The sequence below is a fragment of the Chryseobacterium sp. KBW03 genome (assembly GCF_003852415.1).
Lineage (GTDB): Bacteria > Bacteroidota > Bacteroidia > Flavobacteriales > Weeksellaceae > Chryseobacterium > Chryseobacterium viscerum.
Map to the genome: position 1 here is coordinate 196,344 of NZ_QAJO01000003.1, position 20,847 is coordinate 217,190.

Annotated in this window: 20 protein-coding genes; 12 read left to right on the forward strand and 8 right to left on the reverse strand. The window is 36.1% G+C overall.

The genetic code is table 11. The annotated features are described in order from the left end of the window. Positions 1–72: 72 nt before the first annotated feature. The 3 genes from DBR39_RS04770 to DBR39_RS04780 form a co-directional block, all read right to left on the reverse strand. Complete coding sequence (locus tag DBR39_RS04770; protein ID WP_124531080.1) at positions 73–339, reverse strand: hypothetical protein; 267 nt, start codon at positions 337–339, stop codon at positions 73–75. A gap of 382 nt (positions 340–721) precedes the next feature. After that, positions 722–1,576: a nucleoside phosphorylase gene (locus DBR39_RS04775; protein WP_124531081.1), complete on the reverse strand. Its 855-nt coding sequence runs from the start codon at positions 1,574–1,576 to the stop codon at positions 722–724. Between the two features lie 22 nt (positions 1,577–1,598). Then, positions 1,599–2,084: a hypothetical protein gene (locus DBR39_RS04780; RefSeq protein WP_124531082.1), complete on the reverse strand. Its 486-nt coding sequence runs from the start codon at positions 2,082–2,084 to the stop codon at positions 1,599–1,601. Between the two features lie 231 nt (positions 2,085–2,315). Here DBR39_RS04780 and DBR39_RS04785 point away from each other — a divergent pair, with 231 nt between their 5' ends. The 3 genes from DBR39_RS04785 (at position 2,316) to DBR39_RS04795 (ending at position 7,719) form a co-directional block, all read left to right on the forward strand. Next, positions 2,316–4,145 (forward strand): cytochrome-c peroxidase, encoded by a 1,830-nt coding sequence (locus DBR39_RS04785; RefSeq protein WP_124531083.1) that lies wholly within the window; start codon positions 2,316–2,318, stop codon positions 4,143–4,145. Positions 4,146–4,608: 463 nt separating this feature from the next. Continuing rightward, positions 4,609–6,762: an alkaline phosphatase PhoX gene (locus tag DBR39_RS04790; RefSeq protein ID WP_124531084.1), complete on the forward strand. Its 2,154-nt coding sequence runs from the start codon at positions 4,609–4,611 to the stop codon at positions 6,760–6,762. Between the two features lie 57 nt (positions 6,763–6,819). Continuing rightward, entirely contained in the window at positions 6,820–7,719 is a 900-nt protein-coding gene (locus tag DBR39_RS04795; RefSeq protein ID WP_124531085.1) for a leucine-rich repeat domain-containing protein, read from the forward strand. Positions 7,720–7,721: 2 nt separating this feature from the next. Here the strand turns inward: DBR39_RS04795 and DBR39_RS04800 are convergent, their stop codons facing one another. Beyond that, positions 7,722–8,045 carry a translation initiation factor gene (locus tag DBR39_RS04800; protein ID WP_109738269.1) on the reverse strand — a complete coding sequence of 108 codons (324 nt, stop codon included), beginning with the start codon at positions 8,043–8,045 and terminating at the stop codon, positions 7,722–7,724. Between the two features lie 343 nt (positions 8,046–8,388). On the opposite strand from DBR39_RS04800, the gene gpmI reads away from it, so the two are divergent. The 5 genes from gpmI to DBR39_RS04825 all read left to right on the forward strand — a co-directional run bounded on the left by gpmI (position 8,389) and on the right by DBR39_RS04825 (position 13,326). Next, positions 8,389–9,930, forward strand: coding sequence for a 2,3-bisphosphoglycerate-independent phosphoglycerate mutase (gene gpmI, locus DBR39_RS04805; RefSeq protein WP_124531086.1), 1,542 nt, complete (start codon positions 8,389–8,391; stop codon positions 9,928–9,930). A 150-nt stretch (positions 9,931–10,080) separates the two neighbouring features. Beyond that, positions 10,081–11,058 (forward strand): acyl-ACP desaturase, encoded by a 978-nt coding sequence (locus DBR39_RS04810; RefSeq protein ID WP_103234039.1) that lies wholly within the window; start codon positions 10,081–10,083, stop codon positions 11,056–11,058. A gap of 96 nt (positions 11,059–11,154) precedes the next feature. Beyond that, entirely contained in the window at positions 11,155–11,586 is a 432-nt protein-coding gene (locus DBR39_RS04815) for a BT0820 family HAD-type phosphatase (protein ID WP_124531087.1), read from the forward strand. A 163-nt stretch (positions 11,587–11,749) separates the two neighbouring features. Further along, positions 11,750–12,559, forward strand: a complete 810-nt coding sequence (map, locus tag DBR39_RS04820; protein ID WP_103234041.1) for a type I methionyl aminopeptidase — start codon at positions 11,750–11,752, stop codon at positions 12,557–12,559. Next, the gene (locus DBR39_RS04825) at positions 12,559–13,326 is read left to right on the forward strand and encodes a class I SAM-dependent methyltransferase (protein WP_103234042.1); all 768 of its coding nucleotides are present in this window, start codon (positions 12,559–12,561) and stop codon (positions 13,324–13,326) included. The genes map and DBR39_RS04825 overlap by 1 nt, the downstream gene beginning before the upstream one ends. A gap of 185 nt (positions 13,327–13,511) precedes the next feature. Here the strand turns inward: DBR39_RS04825 and DBR39_RS04830 are convergent, their stop codons facing one another. Both DBR39_RS04830 and DBR39_RS04835 read right to left on the reverse strand, forming a co-directional pair. Next, positions 13,512–13,844 carry a DMT family transporter gene (locus DBR39_RS04830; protein WP_124531088.1) on the reverse strand — a complete coding sequence of 111 codons (333 nt, stop codon included), beginning with the start codon at positions 13,842–13,844 and terminating at the stop codon, positions 13,512–13,514. A 257-nt stretch (positions 13,845–14,101) separates the two neighbouring features. Beyond that, positions 14,102–14,665: a Crp/Fnr family transcriptional regulator gene (locus DBR39_RS04835; RefSeq protein ID WP_124531089.1), complete on the reverse strand. Its 564-nt coding sequence runs from the start codon at positions 14,663–14,665 to the stop codon at positions 14,102–14,104. Between the two features lie 227 nt (positions 14,666–14,892). Here DBR39_RS04835 and era point away from each other — a divergent pair, with 227 nt between their 5' ends. Next, positions 14,893–15,768, forward strand: coding sequence for a GTPase Era (gene era, locus DBR39_RS04840; RefSeq protein WP_103233612.1), 876 nt, complete (start codon positions 14,893–14,895; stop codon positions 15,766–15,768). Between the two features lie 66 nt (positions 15,769–15,834). Next, positions 15,835–16,263 (forward strand): DoxX family protein, encoded by a 429-nt coding sequence (locus DBR39_RS04845; RefSeq protein ID WP_124531090.1) that lies wholly within the window; start codon positions 15,835–15,837, stop codon positions 16,261–16,263. A 66-nt stretch (positions 16,264–16,329) separates the two neighbouring features. Here DBR39_RS04845 and DBR39_RS24180 read toward each other — a convergent pair whose 3' ends face one another. Next, entirely contained in the window at positions 16,330–16,479 is a 150-nt protein-coding gene (locus DBR39_RS24180) for a bacteriocin-like protein (RefSeq protein ID WP_185147134.1), read from the reverse strand. A gap of 120 nt (positions 16,480–16,599) precedes the next feature. On the opposite strand from DBR39_RS24180, the gene DBR39_RS04850 reads away from it, so the two are divergent. Further along, entirely contained in the window at positions 16,600–19,002 is a 2,403-nt protein-coding gene (locus DBR39_RS04850) for a prolyl oligopeptidase family serine peptidase (protein WP_124531091.1), read from the forward strand. Between the two features lie 148 nt (positions 19,003–19,150). Here the strand turns inward: DBR39_RS04850 and DBR39_RS04855 are convergent, their stop codons facing one another. Next, positions 19,151–19,840, reverse strand: coding sequence for an HAD family hydrolase (locus DBR39_RS04855; protein WP_124531092.1), 690 nt, complete (start codon positions 19,838–19,840; stop codon positions 19,151–19,153). 76 nt (positions 19,841–19,916) lie between these two features. Here DBR39_RS04855 and DBR39_RS04860 point away from each other — a divergent pair, with 76 nt between their 5' ends. After that, complete coding sequence (locus tag DBR39_RS04860; protein ID WP_124531093.1) at positions 19,917–20,480, forward strand: Crp/Fnr family transcriptional regulator; 564 nt, start codon at positions 19,917–19,919, stop codon at positions 20,478–20,480. The last annotated feature ends 367 nt before the right edge of the window (positions 20,481–20,847 follow it).

The window sequence follows — 20,847 nt, forward strand, 5'->3', positions numbered from 1 at the left end:
ATAGGTTTTTTTATTATAATTGATATGGTGTTAAGGGCTTCCGACTGGAAGTCTTTTTTATTGTTATCAATTTTAATTAAGCTTACGGGGCTGAAGCTCCTTCCGGGCATCTTGCCAGCTTTTTCTTATAATAAGATATAAAGGGAAAAAAGCTAAGGGAAGCGGGCTGATTCCATTAAAACCTTTCTTTATGGTGACATAGATACAGGCTGCTAACAGTATTCCCAGAATAATACAAAAAGAAATATGGGCTGCGGAACGTTTTTTTTCTTCTTTTGTAAGTTCCTCAATGGAGAGTTCTGAAAGCTTATTCGTTTCCGGCTGCTTAGTGTTTTTCATGTTCAATGGTTAGTTTTTGATTGAGCTAAAATAATAAAATAATCATAGCCTGAAATAGAATCCAAAACAAAAATAGAGTGTGGCTCTATAAAGTGGCTTTAATCTTCCGTGGCATTAATGCACAGAAAATATACCTGATGAAGAAAAGTTTGAAGCAAAAGGAAAGAAAATTTTTTCCCAAAAACTGGTTTCCTAAGGAATGACAAAATGGATGGGAATTTTTGTTATTCATAAAAGAATCAATATTTTCAACAGAATAAAATTCAATAGGAATGGGCTTAGGCCCGTTTGTCAATACAATAATAAACCATTGGCTTTCGCCAAAACCTATAAAAAAACTCCGGAAATAGCTTCCGGAGTTTTAATATGTAAATAGATTTAATTACTTAATAATTCTTTCCAATACCCAGTCAATAAGGTTTTTCTCAGAAGCATGGTGGTCTGCTGAGAACTCACCGCGTCTTCTATTGGCAATAACGTTGTTTACCGTGATAGCTTTGTGCCCTAATAATTTTGAAAGAGCGTAGATCGCAGAGGTTTCCATCTCAAAGTTGGTAACTCCAAGATCATTCAATGTTTCTAAAAACTTGTCATCCACTGCTTTTAGACGAAGCTGTCTTCCCTGTGGAGCATAGAATCCCGGGAATGTTGCTGTATTTCCGTGGTATTTGGCATCTTTGTAGTAGTCGCCCATTTCTTCTGCCCAGTCTGAGAAGTAAAGCATCGGCTTTATTTTTTCATAAGGAAATTTCTCCAGGAAGCTTTTAGAAAACTCATTTTCGAAGTTATAATCCTGATAGAAATGCATCAATCCGTCCAATCCTACTACATTCTGAGTAACCAGCATATTATCAACCTGTACATCCGGGTTTACACTTCCACAAGTTCCCATACGGAAAAGTTCAAGAGCTTTGTGCTCGGTTTTAAACTCTTTGTTTTTAAGATCGATATTCACCAAAGCATCAAGTTCGTTCATAACGATATCGATGTTTTCAGTTCCGATACCGGTTGACATTACGGTAATTCTTTCTCCACGAAGCGTTCCTGTATGCGTATAGAATTCTCTTTTATTTTTTTTGATCTCTACGGTATCAAAGTATTTTGAAACTTTTGCCACTCTGTCCGGGTCACCTACAAGGATGATTTTGTCAGCAATATCTTCAGGGAGAAGATTCAGGTGGTATACACTTCCGTCTTCATTCAGAACAAGTTCTGAGGCAGCAAGTTTGTTTAGCATAATATGTATATTTTTTGTTTTTTTAATTAATCATAATAGCGTCTTTGTAAGGAGATGCCATAACCTCGTAGATGTCATTATATTCTTCTACAATCCTTTTCTGACCGTTCATTACCTCGTATACAGTAACGACCGTTTTTTCAATATTTTTAGGATCTTTTCGTTGTGAAGTGATTTCGTAGAAATGATCATCTTTTTTAAGAATAGAAACCAATTCTTCTTTTGTGGAGTTGTTGGATGTCATCATTCCAGGAAAATCCATAAGGATATTGTTAAGGTCAGTATAAGTTTTATAAGGTTTGGTTACCCCATTGGAATATACATAAACATTAGGAATCTCTTTATCCTTCTCAAGGCGGACCAAATAATAATCAGAACCTCTTTTCTCTGCATATACAGCCATTTCCTGCTGCTTTCCGGATTGTTTTTCCGGTTGTTTTTTCTTCTGTGAAAATGCAGTCATAGAAAGGAAACTTGCTATAACAGCAAACCATAGTTTTGTTTTCATAATACTATCTTAGTTTTTTTGATGTGTTGAATTTAATGTAAAAAATCCTCTCCCAATAATCTCCCGCCATTATTTTTACCGGTATTTTGAAAAACCGTTTCCTTTAGAATAATGAATTTGATTTCGGGGTTTAAAATTAGTAAAAAATATTGTATCAGAAATATAAACATTATTTAATCTGCTATTAAAACTGAGATAACATCAGATTAATACTTTTGCCGCTAAAAATTAATGAGATCTTACCCACTGCTTGTAATTGTCCTTCTGATAGGATTTGCAGTAATGTCTTTTAATCCTGTTTATAAAGGAGTAGAAAGTGAAAATACATTTGTCAATAAAGGATTAACCGACTTTAAAATCAAGCTGGAACAGCTGAAATCAGATGTTGATAAGTTCTCCGAAGATCGTATTTCCCTTGAAGAATTACAGAAATCCCTGAGCAGTACAAGAAATTCATTTAAGGAAATAGAATTTTATATTGCCTACCATTATCCTGAATTTTCCAAAACCCACCTTAATGCGGCCCCTTTGTTTCATATTGAAGCTGCGGGAACATCGGCATATACACTTCCTCCCGAAGGATTGCAGGTGCTGGATGAACTTATATTTTCAGATGAAGCAGAAAATGAGAAAGAAAAGATTAAAACCATTACAGCCTTTTTATACAAAAGCTATTCCGGGTTTTATTTAAGTGCTTTAAAAAATGGTTTGAGTAAAGGAAACAACAAAACATTACCCTTAAGAATAGAACTGATCAGAATATACTCACTTGGAGTGTCAGGTTTTGATACCCCCGGATCTTTGAACATTTCTGAGGAGACAAGCCATGCGCTTTCAGGGATGCAGAAATACATTAATGATGATCCTTATTTTAAAAATTATAATACTAAAAAAGCCAATCAGACTTTAACAGCAGCGATCAGCTATCTTTCAAAAAATACCGATTTTGAAACTTTTGACAGAATTGAATTCTATAAAAAATACATACAGCCATTGTATGAAGAATTAGGAAAGTGGGATGGAAGACCTGATGATTTGAAAGAATTTTCCGGTTGGAATGTTGGAAATAAAAACTTTTTCAGCAGTGACTTTTTAGATCCTTATTTTTATACCCTATTGAAATCTTCAGAAGATAATCCTGACCTCCGAAACCTTGGGAAATCTATTTTCTATGACCAGAATCTGAGCGGTAACGGAAAGATGAGCTGTGCGACTTGCCATCTTCAGGAAAACGCCTTTACAGATCTTAAAGCAAAATCACAAAGCAATGTAGAAGGAAAAACAGTTTTGAGAAATTCACCTTCTTTATATAATGCTGTTTTTGCCAAGAGGTTTTTCTATGACCTTCGTGCTTTTTATCTTGAGCAGCAGGCAGAGCATGTTATTTATAATGATCAGGAATTCAACACAAGCTACGAAAGCATTATTCAGAAGCTAAAAACAAAACCTGAATATAAAAAAGCATTCCGTACCGCTTTCAAAGACGGAAAGATTAGCAAGGAAAATTTTTCAAAGGCATTGAGTTCATATGTCGCTTCATTGTATTCGTTTGACAGCGATTTTGACCGTTTTATGAGGAATGAAAAAGAGGTGTCTGATGATGTGAAAAAAGGATTCAATCTGTTTATGGGAAAAGCCAATTGTGCAACCTGCCACTTTGCGCCTCACTTTTCAGGATTGGTACCCCCATTTTTTAATGAAAATGAATCTGAAGTACTGGGAATAACCACCAGACCAATCAAACAGCTTCCGGTGGAACTTGATCAGGATTTAGGAAGAGCAAACAGCCCTGTGAAAAAGGAAAAATCATGGATTTACGACTATTCTTTCAAAACGGTAACGGTGAGAAATATTGCCCTTACCAAACCTTATTTTCATAATGGAGCTTTCAATACACTGGAAGAAGTTCTGGATTTCTATAATGAAGGAGGTGGAGAAGGATTAGGATTGAAAATGAAAAACCAAACGCTGGCCCCGGATAAACTAAACCTCACAGAAACAGAAATAAAACAAATTATAGCCTTTCTGAATGCTCTTACCGATGTGAGTAAAGCGAAATAGGTAGGTATGTTGGAGGGTTTGAGAGTTTTAGAGTTGGAGGGTTAGAGCTGCGAATTGGAGGGTAGAGATGTGAGTTGTGGGATTTCGGGATTCAGGATGTGAAGTAGGGGCATGGAAATTCACAGGGTAGATAAAGTTTTGATGTACTTTTGATGCTTATTATAAAAAATATAGGAATGATAAATTTTAAGCAAACGGCTTATGTTTTATCTTCATTTAATTATATGTCACATTTCAATCTGAATCTCCCAATCACATAATTATCTCCTGCATCCCAAACCCTCAAACTCTCAAACGCTCGGACTCTCAATCCCTGCAACCCCGCATTATTTAACAAAAAATTAATCCCCTTAACATTAGGTTTTTGATAATTTAATATTGACTGATTTATATTTAAAGTCCTATTAACAGAAGGAAAGCTTTAAAAAAATAGTTTTGCAACGTCTAATAAATCTAATAAGAAATGAAAAGAAAACTACTAGCAATAGGAGCTTTGGCTGTACTTGCCAGTTCTGGTATCCAGGCACAGACCTTTATATTCAATAAGAATGCATCCTGGAACTACAAAGATAACAATCAGGCTCAGCCAGCCGGATGGAATGCTAAAACCTATGACATTTCAGCATGGTCGGTAGGAGACGGCCCGCTAGGATATGGAGATCCTGTAACTACAACGATCAATTCCGGACTTACCACAGCTTATTTTGCTAAAGACTTTACCGTAGATTTTTCAACGCTTTCCGATAATATGGAGCTTGGGGTAATGAGAGATGATGGTATCATAGTATACCTTAATGGTGAAGAAGTCGTTAGAGATAACATGCCTGCAGGTACTGTTACATTCAATACTTTCTCAACAACTACCATTGACGGGGCAGCAGAGAGTGTTTATAATCTTTTTTCTATCCCAAAATCAAAATTTGTAAACGGTGTCAACAGAATCTCTGTTGAATTACATAACAGAAGTGTAACCAGTTCAGATTTAAGAATTGATGCTTATCTGAAAACAACAACCAATACAACTATTCCTGTAGCTTGTAACGGAACCCATATCAGCTGTTTTACTTCAATTGTACCTACAGCACAGACCAACAAACTGATTATCCCTGCTGAACATAAATACCAGCTTATTCTAAAAGAAGGGGATAGCTATACTGAAGGAGGAGGATTCGTAGGAGGTCAGAATGACTTTACAGGGTATGTTGCAAAAGCAGGAAGTAGTACCAACGGATATCTTTCTGTAAACCATGAAACAAATCCTGGAGGAGTTACCATGGCAGAGATCAACTATAATGCTACTTCAAAGCTTTGGCAGCTGACAAAATCAAGAGCGGTAAGCTTCTCAGATCCAAGTCTGGTACAAACCATCAGAAACTGTTCAGGAGGAGTTACCCCTTGGGGAACAATAGTGACAGCAGAAGAATCTGTTACTTCCAATGATGTGAATGCTGACGGATACAAAGATTATGGATGGTTGGTAGAAATAGACCCGGCTACTGCTCAGGTTATCTCTAAAAACCCTAACGGGACAAAAGGCAAGCTTTGGCAGATGGGGATCATGAACCATGAAAATGTGGTGATCAATAATGCAGGAACTGTAGCTTATTATGGGGAAGATGGAGGTACTCATATGGTGTACAAATATGTAATGGATACTCCCAATGATCTTTCTTCAGGAAATCTTTATGTTCTAAAATTAGATCAGGGATTGTCTGCTGCAGGAGATCCGGTAGGAACTACAGCAACTTGGGTTCAGGTTCCGAATAAAGAAAAAGCTGATCAGAACAATACCAATAATAATGCATTATCAGTAGGAGGAACAAAATTCAACGGAGTAGAAGATGTTGACATCAGCCCGTTGGATGGTAAAATCTATTTTACAGCAAAAGGACTAGACAGAGTATACCGTCTTCAGGATAACGGAACTACAGCTTCTCAGGTAGAAACATTTGTAGGAGGAGGTTCTTCTGTATATTCTTTCAATACCGCTCAGGGAACGAAATCTGAAGCTTGGGGAGACGGAAATGACAACCTTACTTTCGATGAACTTGGAAACCTTTGGGTACTTCAGGATGGAGGTAAAAACTATATCTGGGTAATTGCTCCTGATCATACACAGGCTAACCCTAAAGTAAGATTGTTTGCTTCTATGCCATCAGGTTCAGAACCTACAGGATTGACATTTACCCCTGATCACAAATTTGGTTTCTTCTCTATTCAGCATCCGGATTCAACCATCTCTACAGATATTGATGCAACAGGGAATACCATTGATTATAAAGGAAAATCAGCAACAATCGTAATTGCACTTAAAAATAACTTAGGAATTGAAGGTTCTTTAGGAACTATTGAAAACCATACTGCAGAAAATACAGTGACAGTAGCTCCTAACCCAACTTCCGGAATCGTGAAAATCAATTCACCAAAAGGATTGAAAGATATTTCTGTGACAGCTTACAGCATGGACGGGAAAATCGTTTATACTAAAAAATTCAATGGAATCAACAAAGTATTAGACCTTGATTTCACTCAACAGTTGGAAGGATCTCGTGTTTTAGTTTTAAATATTGAAGCTGAAGGAGGATTCCAGAAAACAGTTAAACTTTTAAAGAAATAAATTATTTATAATTCTTGTCTGTCGGCAGCCTTGGTTGCTGGCAGACGTTTTATCTTTATGAAAAAGCTTTTCTTACTTATTTCCATACTTTCACTTTCTCAGATCAAAGCACAGATTGATCCGGTGAAGTATCCCACTTTTACCAATATTGAAGACGCCTTAAACAGTAAAAAAACGGTCTACAGTATGAGTTTCAGAGAGAAAGGTCTTTTTAATCTTCCTCCCCGGATCGTAAAGCTTGATTCATTATTCTTCTTGAATATCATGGCCAATAAGCTTGAAAAGATGGATCAGGAACTCTTTGCATTAAAAGAACTGGAAATTTTAAATGTGAATGAAAACAGCATTAAATATATTCCGGATGAGGTAAGTAACCTTAAGAAACTGACTACTTTTTCAATGAATCTGAACAGTCTGACAAGCATTAATCCCAATCTTGCAAAGCTTCAGAACTTAAAGGTAGTGCATTTCGATGCCAACAACCTGAATACCTTTCCCGAAGCCTTAATGGAAATTCCGACGCTGGAAGAGATTAATCTTCAGGGAAACCAGATCAGCTTTATAGCAGATAGGCTTGACAGAATTAAAAATCTGAAGTTTTTAAATCTTTCTGATAATCAGATCAATGATTTAGGGAATTTATCTTTTCCTAAAAATCTAAAATATCTTGAGCTGCAGCAGAACTCGATCACCAGGCTTCCGGAAAATCTGTTCAAATCTCAGTATCTTGAATTTCTGAATGTAAGCGGAAATAATATCACGGAAATTTCACCCAAAGTAAAAGGGTTGAAGAATATTGTCAGCATGAATCTGGCCAATAATAATCTGAAAGATATTCCTGTAGAAATCAAACAGCTGAAAAACCTGAAAACTTTGATTCTTACAGGAAATCCTATAGAAAAATCTACAATTGAAAATTTAAAAACCTTACTTCCGGAGACCCAGATCTATTTCTAGATCTATCCGCCAACACGTTTGGTTTTATATCCCATTTCTTTAAGGATATTCATTATTTTATCACGGTTATCCCCCTGAATGATAATCGTCCCATCCTTCTCAGAACCGCCTATACCCAGGGTGGTTTTTATTTTCTTTGAGATTTTTTTCAATTCTTCCTCACTGCCTTCCCAACCTTCAACAACGGTCACAGGCTTACCATTTCTCCCTTTTTTCTCAAACTTGCATACCAAAGGCTCTTTCTGCTTGAATTGCTCTTCAGGCATCTCAAAATCCTGCTCATCATGATCAGGAAAAAGATTCTTCAATTGATCTCGTAAATCCATACCGCAAAATTAAAAAGATTTACCGATTAATTGACTGAAATAACCAACGAAATTTCAATTTTTCAACCCTGTCAAGGTTTTAAACCTTGACAGGGTTCCGGGAATGTAAAAACCCTGAGCAGACTACAGATGACAACCCCCATTGTGATATCATGAAAAATCTCAGATTTTTCAAAACTTAAGTGAACTTCTATGCAGCCATCATATCAATTAAAATATCTTAAGTGTTAAAAAACTTTCGCATCTTTTATGATAATAAGATCAGTCATCAATAAAATTCAAGACTTCAAATTCTTCTATTCATAGGAAATTAGGTAAATTTGTATAACAAAAGTTTTACAAAATGTCAAAAAAAGCAATACTGGCAATTCTTGACGGATGGGGATTGGGAACAAACCCTAACGTTTCTGCAATAGACAAAGCAAATACACCATTCATAGACAGCTGTTACAAAAAATTTCCACATACTACACTTGAAGCAAGTGGTCTGGCTGTGGGGTTACCAGCGGGACAGATGGGAAATTCTGAAGTAGGACACATGAACCTGGGAGCCGGGAGAGTCGTTTACCAGAACCTTGTTAAATTAAACATGGCTGTTGAAAACGGAACACTGGGCCAGGAAAAAGTGATTCAGGATGCTTTTGAATATGCCAAAAGAGAAAATAAAAAAATACACTTTATCGGATTGGTTTCCAATGGAGGAGTACACTCACATATCAATCACTTAAAAGGATTACTGACTGCAGCAAAAGACTTTGGTTTGAATGAGAACGTTTTTGTTCATGCATTTACCGACGGAAGAGACTGTGATCCGCATTCAGGATTTGGATTTATTGATGAGCTTCAGAAGCATATGGAAGCGACTACAGGAAAGCTGGCAACAGTGGTAGGAAGGTACTATGCGATGGATAGAGACAAGAGATGGGAACGTGTAAAACTGGCTTATGATGCCCTTGTAGAAGGAATAGGAGAGCCATCAACGGATGCTTTGGCAGCGATTAAGGCTTCTTATGATAATAATGTAACCGATGAGTTCCTGAAACCTATTATTTTAATGAATACAACAGCGACAGGAAATATAGTTCCGGTAGCAAAAATCATTGATAATGACGTGGTGATCTGCTTCAACTTCCGTACAGACAGAGGTAGAGAGATTACAGAAGTACTTTCTCAGAAGGATTTTCCGGAGTACTCTATGAAAAAGCTGAATCTTTATTATGTCACACTGACAAACTATGATAAGACATTTCAGAATGTACAGGTCGTTTTTGACGAAAATGTATTGACGGAAACAATGGGTGAAATTCTTGAAAAAAATGGAAAAACCCAGATTAGAATTGCAGAAACTGAAAAATATCCTCACGTTACTTTCTTTTTCTCAGGAGGAAGAGAAGAAGAATTTGAAGGAGAAAGAAGACTGCTGTGCCCAAGTCCAAAAGATGTTCCTACATATGATTTAAAGCCGGAAATGTCTGCTTATGATATTACCAATGCCATCGTACCGGAATTGGAGCAGGGAACTGCTGATTTTGTTTGCTTAAATTTTGCCAATACGGATATGGTAGGGCATACAGGTGTTTTTGAAGCAGCTGTAAAAGCTGCTGAAGTAGTAGACCAGTGCATTGAAAAAGTGGCAACCGCTGCATATGAAAACGGATATGCTGTTTTCATTCTTGCAGACCACGGAAATTCTGATGTAATGATCAATGCAGACGGAACTCCTAATACCCAGCACTCTACAAATCTGGTTCCTTTTATTGTGATGGATAAAGAACATACTTGGAACCTAAAGTCCGGTAAATTAGGAGATGTAGCCCCTACAATCCTTAATGTAATGGGGGTTAAAATACCAGATACAATGACAGGAGAAGTTTTAGTTAACTAAAATTCAATAATATTGTTAAAAGAATGCCGTTATACTTTTGTAGCGGCATTTTTTTTATGACTTATGTCAGATAAAGTATGACTTGCATACTTTATTATGCGCTAAATAATAAATAAATCATATCTTTGTAAATTAAAACTGAATAGTAAAATGTATCAAAAGCTTGTAAGGAAAGAAGTAATGGGAATATTGGAAAAGGAAGTAGGTTCTTTTCTTGATAAATTTTTAACGCCAATTGAAAAAATCTGGCAGCCTTCCGATTATTTACCAGATCCTTCAAGCGATGAATTCAAACACGATTTAGAAGAAATTCAGACTTTTGCCCGTGAAATGCCTTATGATCTTTTCGTAACACTGATTGGAGACTGTATCACAGAAGAAGCACTTCCTTCTTATGAGTCTTGGTTGATGGGAGTTGACGGAATCAATCAGGAAGGAAAATTAGGTTGGGCCAATTGGGTAAGAGCATGGACTGCAGAAGAAAACAGACACGGAGATTTATTAAATAAATATCTTTATCTGTGTGGAAGAGTAAACATGAGAGAAGTAGAAATTACGACTCAATACCTGATCAATGACGGTTTCGACTTGGGAACAAGTATGGATCCGTATAGAAATTTCGTTTACACAAGTTTCCAGGAAACAGCAACCAATATTTCTCACAGAAGAGTAGGGACGCTTGCAAAACAATCCGGAAACGGAAAACTGGCAAAAATGTGTGGGGTAATTGCTGCAGATGAAGCAAGACACGCTAAAGCATACAAACATTTCGTTGCTAAAATTCTTGAAATAGACCCTTCAGAAATGATTCTTGCCTTCGAAGATATGATGCGTAAGAAGATTGTAATGCCGGCTCACCTGATGAGACAGTCAGGGCAGAAGGCAGGAGAACTTTGGGGACATTTCTCAGATGCAGCACAAAGATGTATGGTATACACCGGTCATGATTATATCAATATTATGAAAGACCTTTTAGATGAATGGAAAATTGAGCACGTGAAAGGACTTACAGAAAAAGCAGAAAAAGCTCAGGAATATCTGATGAAACTTCCTGCAAGACTGCAGAAGATCACAGACAGGGTTTCTACTCCAGATCTTCAGTTTCAGTTCAGCTGGGTAAAAAAATAATTGATTTACATATTATTTAAATTATAAAAGTATTGAGTGCCTTTCTTTTGGGCACTCTTTTTATTTCTTATCTTTGCAAAAGCTAAAAAAAACAAAATGTTAAATAATAAAAAGATTGCTGTTGACTTTGACGGAACGATTGTAGATGACGCTTACCCGGCAATTGGAAAAGCGAAAACTTTTGCTTTCGAAACATTAAGAAGACTCCAGGCCGAAGGTTTTAGACTTATTCTTTGGACTTACAGACACGGAAAAGCATTAGATGAAGCCGTAGAATTTTGCAAAAAAAACGGAATAGAATTTTATGCAGTGAATTCAAGCTTTGAAGGAGAAGTTTTTGACTCTGAGACTCAATCCAGAAAATTAGATGCAGATTGGTTCATTGACGACAGAAATTTAGGCGGATTCCCAGGCTGGGGTGAGATCTACAATATTATTCAGGAAAGAATAGAATTCCGTGTAGAAGGAAAAGAAGTTCTTGCCTATTCAAAACTTAAAAAAGAAAAGAAAAAAGGACTTTTCTGGTAAGATATAGAAGATAGAAGCTAGATTTGAGATGTTAGTTTTTTAATATCAAATGCTTCTGATTTTTTATAATTTATGATAGAAAGTTCATAAGATGATTGGAAGCAAAAATAAGCGTAACGCTGTAATCTGGCTTCTAACATCTAATATCTAACATCTATATACAATGATTCAATTAAAAACGATAGACGAATTACGTCTGATGAAGGAGAGCGCCCGTTTGGTTTCTAAAACATTGGGAATGTTGGCAAAAGAAATTAAACCAGGGATTACGACCTTATATTTGGATAAATTAGCTCATGATTTTATTAAAGATCATGGCGCTGAACCTGCATTTTTAGGATATGGAGGATTTCCAAACTCTTTGTGTATCTCTCCAAATGAGCAGGTAGTTCATGGGTTTCCAAACAAGGAAGAAATAAAAGAAGGAGATGTTCTTTCTGTAGACTGTGGGGCTATTCTTAACGGTTTCGTAGGAGATCATGCGTATACTTTTGAAATTGGAGAAGTGAAGCCGGAGGTAAAAAAGATGCTTCAGGTTACCAAAGAATCTCTTTACAAAGGTATTGAGCAATGTGTCAGAGGAAAAAGAATAGGAGATATCTCCCATGCAATTCAGGCTCATTGTGAGAAAGAAGGATATGGAGTGGTAAGAGAGCTTGTAGGACACGGTTTGGGAAGAAAAATGCATGAAGATCCACAGGTTCCTAACTATGGAAGACAAGGAAGCGGAAAAATAATTAAAGACGGTTTAGCAATTGCTATTGAGCCCATGATCAATCTTGGAACAGAGAAAGTGAAATTCCATAGTGATGGCTGGACGGTAACGACTTTAGATAATATGCCATCTGCTCACTTTGAACATGATGTAGCGGTGATCAATGGTAAGCCGGTATTGCTTTCAACATTTGAATATGTGTATGAAGCTTTAGGGATTGTAAGCGATGAAGAAAAGCAGTTCCAACTGGATTTTTAATGAAAAAGTTAACTAAGCTTTTACTGAATAAAATACCACGTCCGATGCTTATTAAGATGAGCATTTGGGCAAGACCGCTTATCTATCAGTTTTTCAAAGGAGATCAGTTCTTTGACCCTATTGACGGAAGATCTTACAGGAAATTCCTTCCGTATGGATACGGAAAACAGAGAGAAAATGCTCTTTCTCCCGGAACGTTAAGTCTGGAGAGACACCGCCAGATGTGGCTGTATCTTCAGAACGAAACTGATTTTTTTATTAAAAATTATAAAGTTCTGCATATTGCTCCTGAACAGGAATTTTTAAGGAAATTCAAGAGAATGAGCAATCTGAACTATATTTCGGCAGACTTATATTCTCCGATTGTTGATGTGAAGGCTGATATTCTGGATTTACCTTTTGAGAATGAAACATTCGATATTATTTTCTGTAACCACGTTCTGGAACATATCGAAGATGATGCAAAGGCAATGAGCGAGCTGTACAGAGTAATGAAGCCCGGAGGGTGGGGAATTCTTCAGGTTCCGATGAAAAATTCTTTGGAGAAGACCTACGAAGATTTTACCATCAAAGATCCTAAAGAACGCCAGAAACACTTTGGACAATATGATCATGTCCGTTGGTATGGAATGGATTACTTTGACCGTTTAAGAAAGGCAGGCTTTGAAACAGAACCGAATTTCTACTCACAGAAGTTTCCGGAAGATGAAATAAAAAAATACGGGTTAAGGCATAATGAGATCTTACCTTTAGTATACAAAAAATAAAATAAAACCCGTTTCAACTAATGAAACGGGTTTTTATATGAAGAATTACCAGTAGAAGTTTGAATGCTTATAAGAGATGTTTATACAAAAGAAAAAACATATATTCAACCATATAAAATAAAAAACCGCCTTCATAACGAAGACGGTTTCCATTTTTAAATATAGATAGAGGTTTATGCACTTTTCTAATGTGATGAAGACACAGCTTTCAAGCCTACTACAGAAGCAATAAGGGTTAGAATAAAAAATACTCTCCAAAAACTAACGGGATCCTTAAAGAAGATAATTCCCATTAAAGCCGTTCCTACAGCCCCAATTCCCGTCCATACCGCATAAGCCGTACCGATAGGCAGTGTTTGAGTCGCTTTGATAAGTAAAAGCATACTGATAGTCATTGTTATCAGGAAACCGGTATACCACAGGTACATTTCAGTTCCTGATGTTTCTTTTGCCTTTCCCAGACATGATGCAAAGGCAACTTCAAATAATCCCGCGATAACTAATATGATCCAATTCATTTTTAAAATTTTTCTACGGCAAAGTTCAGGATTTGTCAGGAGAAAAAATTTTACAATTGTTAAAAAATGAAGCTTGGGAGCTGATTACAGAAATGAAGTTGGCAGTAGGAAGTAGGAAGTAGGAAGTAGGATGAAAAACTGCAGTCATATCAATAGGGGCGGACTTTAGTCCGTTCTCAATAATAAAAAAAACCATTCCTCTGGCTTTAGCCAAAACATAAGAATTTTTCAATCCTTCAATTTTTCAATTGTAAAACTTACTTTATCTCCGCCCGGATTCTGCTCAAACTTACCTGAGTAATCCCAAGATAAGAAGCAATATAACCAAGCTGAACTCTTTTAAGTAATTCAGGCTGATAGGTGATAATGTCTTTATAGCGTTCCAAAGAAGTTTTAAACTGTCTTGAAATAATCAGTTCTTCAGATTTTATCATTTCTGCTTCCGCTAGCTTTCTTCCCCAGTTGGCAATATGAATATCCTCATTAAACAGTTTTCTGAGACTTTCTGTTTCCATTCTGTACAGATCGCAGTCTTCCAGCAATTCGATGCTTTCATAGCCGGGTTTATCCTCTACATAGCTTTTCATAGAAAGAATGCACTGCCCCTCACTTCCGAACCAGAACGTAATATCATTCTCAGCAGTTGAAGAGTAAGCACGTGCAATTCCTTTTCTTATAAAATAGAGGTACGGAACCACTTTATCAGCTTCCATCAGGCAAAAACCCTTAGGATGAGAAACCTCTGTGATACGTTCTTTTAAACTGTTTTTTGATGCTTCAGGAAGAAGGTAAATCTTGTCCAGAATCTGGTCTATATTCATAAAGATGAATTCTAATATTCAAAAGTATCAGTTTTAGGTAATGCAATACAAAATAATCTGATATTTTTTTGAGACTTTGGATAAAATATCCATTCCTTGGTGACTTTAAAATTTCTTTTATTACAGCCATTTAAAACCATATAACTCTCTTTTTTCTTTTAAATATTGAGATTAAAGGTAAAGACCAATTTTGTTTTACTAACTTTGCACTTTGTAATATTATTTTTATGCACAAAGCTGGATTTGTAAATATAGTTGGAAAGCCCAATGCGGGAAAATCGACCTTGCTAAACCAATTAATGGGAGAGAAGTTGGCGATTGTAACGCAGAAAGCGCAGACAACCCGTCACAGAATTTTTGGTATTTATAATGAAGATGACCTTCAGATTGTATTTTCTGATACTCCCGGAGTATTGGACCCAAAATACGGACTGCAGGAAAAAATGATGGATTTTGTAAAGGACTCTTTACAGGATGCTGATGTTTTCCTGTTTATTGTAGATGTTACCGATAAAGCGGAACCATCAGAATTTTTAATTGATAAATTAAATAAAATCCCTGTACCAGTACTTCTTTTATTAAATAAAGTAGACCAGACTGATCAGGCAGGCCTTGAAAAACTAGTAGAAGAATGGCACAACAGAATTCCGAAGGCTGAAATTCTGCCTATTTCGGCATTGAATGCCTTTAATACAGAGATTATTTTACCTAAAATAAAATCTTTACTTCCTGAGAACCCTCCTTATTACGATAAAGATCAGTACACGGATAAACCTGAAAGATTCTTTGTAAATGAGGCAATCCGTGAGAAAATCCTTTTGAATTATGATAAAGAAATTCCATACTCTGTAGAAGTAGTTACAGAACAGTTCAAAGAGAAAGAAGGAATTATTTTTATCGACTCTATTATTTATGTAGAAAGAGATACTCAGAAGGGAATTATTATCGGGCACAAAGGAGAAGCTATCAAAAAAGTAGGAACAGAAGCAAGATTGGACCTGGAAAAGTTTTTCACCAAAAAAATTCACTTAAATCTATTTGTAAAAGTGAAAAAAGACTGGAGAAAGAACGACAGAGATCTTAAAAATTTCGGTTACAGATAAACTAAAACAGCCGGAATCCCGTTGTATTAAAAGATTTTTATTATCTTAGTATAAATTTTTTAGTACATGAACTATAATAATTCAAATTGGAGCTCAATACCTAAAGATATTGTTTTATTAGCGGTAAGAGTCTTTGTTGGCTTTGCAATGCTTTCTCATGGCTTCCCAAAACTTCAGATGTTATTGGCGGGCGGTAAAATTGAGTTTTTCGATTTTATGGGATTAGGGCCTCAGATATCTCTTATTCTTACGGTTTTTGCTGAATTTGTTTGTTCAATACTACTTATATTAGGACTTTTTACAAGAATCTCTTTAGGATTTCTGGTCTTTACAATGATTATTGCAGCTTTTGCAGTACATGGTGCAGATCCTTTTGAAAAAAGAGAAATGGCCCTTGTCTATCTTTCCGTTTATCTTCTCTTGATGGTAATCGGTGCCGGAAAAGTTTCAGTAGACCATATGATAGAAAGAAGAAAAAGAGCTTCGGACTGGTAATTTTACCATAAGAGCAATACAAAATAAAAGAAAGGCACTTCAGGAAATGAAGTGCCTTGTTTGTTCTTAATAATTGCAGTTAGGTAAGCACTCCCAAATCAGCTTTCCGTTTTCGTCTTTTACTCTGCAAGCCATATAGCCTGCATCACATAATGGAGCACTTCCTCCAATGATCGTTTTCAGATTGCTCTTTGATAATTTTCTTAAATTTTTCATATTGTTTTTGATTTGTAAAGTAAATGTAATAAAAAAATAAATATGACACTAAAAAGAGTCTTATTTATTTAATTTTATAAATATTGCAAAATTCACTACATTCGTAGAAAATGAATTTATATGAAGATAAAACTGACTATTTGCCTTCTGGCATTTCTCAATTTTTATGATGCACAGGAGAATATCACTTACCAGAAACCCTCTGCAGAAATTTTAAAACTGGCAGATTATCAAAGACCGCCAAGTGTTTTGATGAACAGTAAAAAAGACTGGGTGGTGTTTACGTATCGTCCAACATATAAAACTCTGGAAGATCTTAGCCAGCAGGAAATGAAACTTGGCGGGCTAAGGATTAATCCGGTTACCAATATTTCAAGCAGTACCACCTATTCAAATAATCTGAAGATCAGAAAGATCAATGATAAAAATGAAATTCAGGTAAAAAATCTGCCTTCCAATCCAAAAATTACTTATGTTTCGTTTTCACCGGATGAAAAGAAACTGGCTTTTACCAATACAACTGCTAAAGGAGTAGAACTCTGGGTAGTGGATATGGAAACCGCTTCTGCTAAAAAAATTACGGCTGATAATCTGAATGCCAATTTAGGAATGCCTTATGTATGGTATAATGACTCTCAAAGCTTCCTGATCAGGGCAATTCCACAAAACAGACCCGCTCTTATAGATGCAAGCAAAGATCTTCCGACAGGTCCGATTGTTTCAACAGCAGACGGTAAAGTTTCCCAGAACAGAACGTATCAGGATCTTTTGAAAAATCCTCAGGACGAAAAAAACTTTGAGACGCTTACCGCTTCGGAAATCTATAATGTAGATTTTTCAGGAAATCTTAAGAAATTGAAAGACCAGGATATGTATGCCGGCTTAAGTTTCTCTCCTGACGGAAATTATCTGATGGCTACAGTGATCAAAAAGCCGTTTTCATATATCGTTCCTCTAAACAGATTTCCTTCAACAACAGTGGTATATGATACGAAAGGAAATGCTGTAAAAACAGTGAATGAAGTTCCTCTGAATGAAATCATGCCGAAAGGATTCTCATCGGTAAGAACCGGAAAAAGAGATATGGCATGGAGAAGTGATGCTCCTGCTACTCTTACCTTTGCTGAAGCTTTGGATGGAGGAGATCAGTCTAAAACAGCAGAGTACAGAGACGAGGTATTTACCTGGGAAGCTCCATTTACAGGAGCTCCGAAATCTTTCTTCAAAACAAAGCAGAGATATGATGATGTCGTTTGGACGAATGATCATTATGCCATTGTTTCTGAAGGATGGTATGACACAAGAAATACAAAATCTTACCTGATAGATACCAATAATGGAGAATCTAAAGTTTTCGATGACAGAAATTATCAGGATGTTTACAGTGATCCGGGAAATTTTAACACAACAAAAAACCAGTACGGAAAATATGTCATCGATATGAAAGGTGGAAAAGCCTATCTGATTGGAAATGGATTTACCAAAGACGGACAGCATCCTTTTATTGATGAAATGGATGTGAAATCACTGAAAAAGAAAAGACTTTACACTTCTAATATAAAAAACGGGAAGGAAGAAATCATTGATATCCTAAATGCTTCAAAGGGAGAGATTCTTACGACTCAACAGTCACCGAGCCTTTATCCTAATTACTTCAAAAAGAATATTAAATCCAATAAAGCAGAAGCTGTAACCAACTTTGCCAATCCTTTTGAAAGCATCAAAGACGTTTACAAAGAAGTGATTACGTATAAGAGAAATGATGGAGTTACCTTAACCGGAACCCTTTATCTTCCTGCCAATTACGACAGAAAATCGAAAAAAGAGAAGCTTCCGTTGTTGATCTGGGCTTATCCTACAGAATATAAAGATAAAAATACAGCAGGACAGAACACCCAAAACCCGAACGATTTTACATTCCCATACTACGGATCTTTTGTATACTGGACAACAAAAGGATATGCAGTTCTTGATGATGCCGCTTTCCCAATTATTGGAGAAGGAAAAACAGAACCTAATGATACTTTCATTCCTCAACTGGTAGCGAATGCTGCAGCTGCAATTGATGCAGTAGATCATCTGGGATATATCGACAGAAAGAAAGTTGCTGTAGGAGGACACTCTTATGGAGCTTTTATGACGGCAAACCTTCTGACGCACTCTGATCTTTTTGCATGCGGTATTGCCAGAAGTGGGGCTTATAACAGAACTTTAACTCCATTCGGGTTCCAGAGCGAGCAGAGAAACTACTGGGATATTCCGGAGATCTATAACAAGATGTCTCCTTTCATGAATGCAGATAAAATGAAGACTCCGCTTCTTCTGATTCACGGGGATGCAGATAACAACCCCGGAACTTTCACTTTACAGACAGAAAGATACTTCCAGGCTTTGAAAAATCTGGGAGCTCCGGTAAAAATGGTTCTTCTTCCAAAAGAAGCCCACGGATACCAGGCTAAAGAAAATATCTTACACCTTTTATGGGAACAGGATCAGTTCCTTGAAAAGTGCCTGAAGAAATAAAATAGAAAAGAGACTGTTTATCACAAACAGTCTCTTTTTTTTGATTGAAAAAATAGAATAAGGAAGTTAAAGAAATTAAGTCTTAAAACCTAAAGCGAAGCTCATCTTAATGATCTTACCCTCTTCATACTTCTTAATGGTTTAAATATTAAAGAAACTTCAGGATCTCATCAATATTTTTAAGCTCCATAAAATTCGGATGTTCCAGAGTAACATCATGCTGTTCATGGCTCCATGTGACATGATAAGGAATATGAGCTGCAGATCCACCGATTTCCAATACCGGTAAAATATCTGACTTTATAGAATTTCCAAGCATCAAAAAGTTATCAGGCTGGCAGTCCAGATGTTTCAGAAGTTTTTTGTAGTCATTTTCTTTCTTATCACTCATGATCTCAATATGGTGGAAATAGTCCTGTAACCCCGAATTTTTCAGTTTACGTTCCTGATCCAGAAGATCTCCTTTTGTGGCCACAACCAGTCTGTATTTTCCCTTTAAGCTTTCAAGAGTTTCTGTAACCCCATCCAACAATTCGATGGGTTTTTGAAGAAGGTCCTGACCAAGTTGGATCGCTTTGTTTACCAGTTCTAGGGAAGCTGTATTGTTGGAAACCCTGCCGATGGTTTCAACCATACAAAGCATGAATCCTTTTACTCCGTAACCGTATAAATGAAGATTCTGCATTTCTGTTTTAAACAATTCCTGTGATACAGAATGCTGTGGCAGATAGTCTTCAAGCAATATACAGAATTCTTTTTCTGCTTCCTGAAAATAAGGCTCATTGATCCAAAGAGTATCATCTGCATCAAAGGCAATCGTTGTAATATGATTATTCATTTTTGTTTTGTAATTTTCTATCTTCAAAATTCAGGATAAAAAATAAATAAGCAAAGGACATTTGTCCCGAATCCATATGTTACGAACAAATCAGGCATTTTCAAGCTATTTTGAAGAACTTTATCATAAGAAGAAAGTTGGAGAAGAGATCATCGTAAAGTCTTTTTCCCAGGATGAAAATATATTGATACAGGATCAGCCGCTGTCAAAGGTTATGTTGATCAAAGAAGGAATAGCCAAATGTTATTTTACCGAAGAAAACGGAAAGGAATATATTGTCGAATTTCTGGGAAACGGTGAAATCCTTGGAGAAGTAGAGTTGATTAAAAATATCAGCTGTTTATGCGGGGTGAAAGCAGTATCTGAAGTAACCGTATATGAAACGAATATTTCTTATTTTAAATCTTTGATTAAAAATGATCTTGCCCTGAATCATTTATTACTGGATTCATTCGCAGAACGGATTATCAATACTTCCAGCAGGGCATCCTATCAACAGCTATATACGGTAGAACATACTTTAACACAATTACTGAATATGCAGTCCAAACAAGGAATTCAGATTTCTAAAGAGGATATGGCTGCTTATCTGGGAATTACAGTAAGAAGCTTGAATAGAATCTTAAAGGATTTGAAATAAAGTGTTTCATAAAAAGCAAAGACGCAAAGAGTTTTTTTATACTGTTTTTAAGGCGCAATAAAATCGAAGATTTTCAGCAAATAAAAGGAGATTAATTTTTCCTCGCAGATTCAGGAGATTTTGCGGATCTTTTTATCATAATTTGCTTGATTTGTATAATCAGCGAGCAGTAAAAATTAACAATATTCAATTTTATCGAAGATAAAATCTTTGCGTCTTAAAAAATACCAAAAAGGTTAAATCATTGCGCCTTCGCGATTTTCAACAAATAAAATTTTATTTTAACCCTGTTTTTAGTTAAAGTGTGATTGATCTTAGGGGTATATTTGTTTTTAATATTAAAATTAGAATGAAATAGTAAAATTTT

Bases quoted from the DNA above. Each gene is read 5' to 3' on its own strand.
- DBR39_RS04810 (WP_103234039.1), top strand. From the start codon at position 10,081: ATGTATCAAAAGCTTGTAAGGAAAGAAGTAATGGGAATATTGGAAAAG.
- DBR39_RS04780 (WP_124531082.1), bottom strand. From the start codon at position 2,084: ATGAAAACAAAACTATGGTTTGCTGTTATAGCAAGTTTCCTTTCTATG.
- DBR39_RS04815 (WP_124531087.1), top strand. From the start codon at position 11,155: ATGTTAAATAATAAAAAGATTGCTGTTGACTTTGACGGAACGATTGTA.
- DBR39_RS04825 (WP_103234042.1), top strand. From the start codon at position 12,559: ATGAAAAAGTTAACTAAGCTTTTACTGAATAAAATACCACGTCCGATG.
- DBR39_RS04855 (WP_124531092.1), bottom strand. From the start codon at position 19,840: ATGAATAATCATATTACAACGATTGCCTTTGATGCAGATGATACTCTT.
- DBR39_RS04835 (WP_124531089.1), bottom strand. From the start codon at position 14,665: ATGAATATAGACCAGATTCTGGACAAGATTTACCTTCTTCCTGAAGCA.
- DBR39_RS04795 (WP_124531085.1), top strand. From the start codon at position 6,820: ATGAAAAAGCTTTTCTTACTTATTTCCATACTTTCACTTTCTCAGATC.
- DBR39_RS24180 (WP_185147134.1), bottom strand. From the start codon at position 16,479: ATGAAAAATTTAAGAAAATTATCAAAGAGCAATCTGAAAACGATCATT.
- map (WP_103234041.1), top strand. From the start codon at position 11,750: ATGATTCAATTAAAAACGATAGACGAATTACGTCTGATGAAGGAGAGC.
- DBR39_RS04790 (WP_124531084.1), top strand. From the start codon at position 4,609: ATGAAAAGAAAACTACTAGCAATAGGAGCTTTGGCTGTACTTGCCAGT.
- DBR39_RS04785 (WP_124531083.1), top strand. From the start codon at position 2,316: ATGAGATCTTACCCACTGCTTGTAATTGTCCTTCTGATAGGATTTGCA.
- DBR39_RS04860 (WP_124531093.1), top strand. From the start codon at position 19,917: ATGTTACGAACAAATCAGGCATTTTCAAGCTATTTTGAAGAACTTTAT.
- DBR39_RS04830 (WP_124531088.1), bottom strand. From the start codon at position 13,844: ATGAATTGGATCATATTAGTTATCGCGGGATTATTTGAAGTTGCCTTT.
- DBR39_RS04800 (WP_109738269.1), bottom strand. From the start codon at position 8,045: ATGGATTTACGAGATCAATTGAAGAATCTTTTTCCTGATCATGATGAG.
- DBR39_RS04845 (WP_124531090.1), top strand. From the start codon at position 15,835: ATGAACTATAATAATTCAAATTGGAGCTCAATACCTAAAGATATTGTT.
- gpmI (WP_124531086.1), top strand. From the start codon at position 8,389: ATGTCAAAAAAAGCAATACTGGCAATTCTTGACGGATGGGGATTGGGA.
- DBR39_RS04770 (WP_124531080.1), bottom strand. From the start codon at position 339: ATGAAAAACACTAAGCAGCCGGAAACGAATAAGCTTTCAGAACTCTCC.
- DBR39_RS04775 (WP_124531081.1), bottom strand. From the start codon at position 1,576: ATGCTAAACAAACTTGCTGCCTCAGAACTTGTTCTGAATGAAGACGGA.
- DBR39_RS04850 (WP_124531091.1), top strand. From the start codon at position 16,600: ATGAAGATAAAACTGACTATTTGCCTTCTGGCATTTCTCAATTTTTAT.
- era (WP_103233612.1), top strand. From the start codon at position 14,893: ATGCACAAAGCTGGATTTGTAAATATAGTTGGAAAGCCCAATGCGGGA.